This is a genomic window from Geodermatophilus obscurus (assembly GCF_900143215.1).
Classification (GTDB): domain Bacteria; phylum Actinomycetota; class Actinomycetes; order Mycobacteriales; family Geodermatophilaceae; genus Geodermatophilus; species Geodermatophilus obscurus_A.
Genome location: NZ_FRDM01000091.1, coordinates 1 through 2,101, shown reverse-complemented (window position 1 = coordinate 2,101; position 2,101 = coordinate 1). Strand labels below are relative to the sequence as shown.

Sequence of the window (2,101 nt, the reverse complement as noted above, 5' to 3'; positions counted from 1 at the left end):
GTCGTCGTCGGCTGACAGCCGCGGGAGCATCGCAGCGAGCGCCAGCGAGCGAGGAGCGGACCGGGGCGCGGAGGCCGACCGGTGTCGTCGTCGGCCGAGTTCCACGTGGAACGCTGTGCCGCATGACCCGCGCGCCGTACCTGTCGTCCCGGCTGCAGGGCTTCGGGACGACGGTGTTCGCCGAGATGAGCGCGCTCGCCGTCGCCACGGGCTCGGTCAACCTGGGACAGGGCTTCCCCGACTACCCCGGGCCGCCGGAGGTGCTCGACGTCGCCCGAGCGGCGATCGGCACGGCGCACGACCAGTACCCGCCCGGCCCGGGCATCCCGGAGCTGCGGTCCGCGGTCGCCGAGCACGTGCAGCGCTTCGGTGGCCACGCCTACGACCCGGACGCCGAGGTGCTGGTCACCGCGGGTGCCACCGAGGCGCTGACCGCCGCGCTGCTGGCGCTGCTCGAGCCCGGCGACGAGGTCGTCCTCTTCGAGCCGATGTACGACAGCTACGCGGCGGGCATCGCGATGGCCGGCGGGGTCGCCCGGCCCGTCCCGCTGCGCCCGCCGCCGGATGGCGCCGGACCGTGGACCTTCGACACCGCGGAGCTGCGCGCCGCGGTCACGCCGAGGGCGCGGCTGCTGCTGCTCAACACCCCGCACAACCCCACCGGCAAGGTCTTCACCCGCGCGGAGCTGGGCACGCTGGCCGCGCTGGCGATGGAGCACGAGCTGCTGGTGCTCGCCGACGAGGTGTACGAGCACCTGGTCTTCGCGGGCGCCCGGCACGCCTCCCTGGCCACCGTGCCCGGCATGCGGGAGCGGACCCTCGTGGTGGGCAGCGCCGGGAAGACCTTCAACGTCACCGGCTGGAAGGTCGGCTGGCTCTGCGGCCCGGCGCCGCTGGTGTCCGCCGTCCGCACGGCCAAGCAGTTCCTCACCTACGTCAACGGCGGGCCGTTCCAGCCGGCGGTCGCGGCCGGGCTGCGGCTGCCCGACGAGTACTTCGCCGGCATCGCGCGCGACCTGGAACGCCGCCGCGACGTGCTGGTCGAGGGGCTGACCGCGGCGGGCCTGCCGGTGGTGTGCCCGGAGGCCACCTACTTCGCCATGGTCGACGTCCGGCCGGTGCAGCCGGACGGGGACGGCCTGGCGTTCTGCCGGGCGCTGCCCGACCGCGCGGGGGTGGTGGCCGTCCCGACCGTGGTCTTCTACTCGTCGGAGCACGCACACCTGGGCCGCCACCTGGTGCGCTTCGCGTTCTGCAAGAGCGACGCCGTACTGGCCGAGGCGGTCGAGCGACTGGGGAGGATGGGCTGATGAGGTTCGCGGTGGTCCAGCACGACATCGTCTGGGAGGACCGGACGGCCAACTTCGCGCGCCTGGCGCCGCTGGTCGCCCGCGCGGCCGGCGCCGGGGCGGAGTTCGTCCTGCTCAGCGAGACGTTCTCGACCGGCTTCTCGATGACGCCGGGGATCGGGGAGCCCGAGGACGGCCCGTCGGCGCAGTTCCTGCAGGAGCGGGCCGCCGAGCACGGCGTCTGGGTTGCCGGCAGCTGCCCGGAGGTGGCGCCGGATGGTGAGCTGCCCTACAACTCCTTCGTCCTCGCCGGCCCCGACGGCACGGTGCACCGCTACCGCAAGCTGCACCCGTTCACCCACGGCGGCGAGCACGAGCGCTTCCGGGCCGGGGAGAAGCCGGTGACCGTGGAGGTCGGCGGCCTGCGGGTGACGCCGTTCATCTGCTACGACCTGCGCTTCGCCGACGTCTTCTGGTCCGCCGCCCTGGACACCGACGTCTACCTCGTGACGGCGAACTGGCCGGCCGCCCGCCGGCTGCACTGGCAGACGCTGCTGCAGGCCCGGGCGATCGAGAACCAGGCCTACGTCGTCGGCTGCAACCGAGTCGGCACCGCGGGCGACGGCACCGAGCACACCGGCGACAGCCGCATCGTCAGCCCGATGGGCGAGCTGCTGGCGACCGCCGCGGGCGTGGAGACGGTGCTGATCGCCGACGTCGACGCCGCCGAGGTGGCCGCGACCCGAGAGCGGCTGCAGTTCCTCGCCGACAGGCGCTGACGGCAGAGCCTCGCCGGCAGGCGCTGACGGCAG

The 2,101-nt window shown here is 74.3% G+C and carries 2 protein-coding genes; both read left to right on the top strand.

The window, feature by feature from the left end:
* Positions 1-122: 122 nt before the first annotated feature.
* The gene (locus BUB17_RS25080; protein WP_072921565.1) at positions 123-1,310 is read left to right on the top strand and encodes a pyridoxal phosphate-dependent aminotransferase; all 1,188 of its coding nucleotides are present in this window, start codon (positions 123-125) and stop codon (positions 1,308-1,310) included.
* Entirely contained in the window at positions 1,310-2,068 is a 759-nt protein-coding gene (locus BUB17_RS25075) for a nitrilase-related carbon-nitrogen hydrolase (protein ID WP_072921563.1), read from the top strand. Before BUB17_RS25080 ends, BUB17_RS25075 begins: the two co-directional genes overlap by 1 nt.
* The last annotated feature ends 33 nt before the right edge of the window (positions 2,069-2,101 follow it).

Coding starts and splice junctions, on each gene's coding strand:
- BUB17_RS25080 (WP_072921565.1), top strand. CDS start 123: ATGACCCGCGCGCCGTACCTGTCGTCCCGGCTGCAGGGCTTCGGGACG.
- BUB17_RS25075 (WP_072921563.1), top strand. CDS start 1,310: ATGAGGTTCGCGGTGGTCCAGCACGACATCGTCTGGGAGGACCGGACG.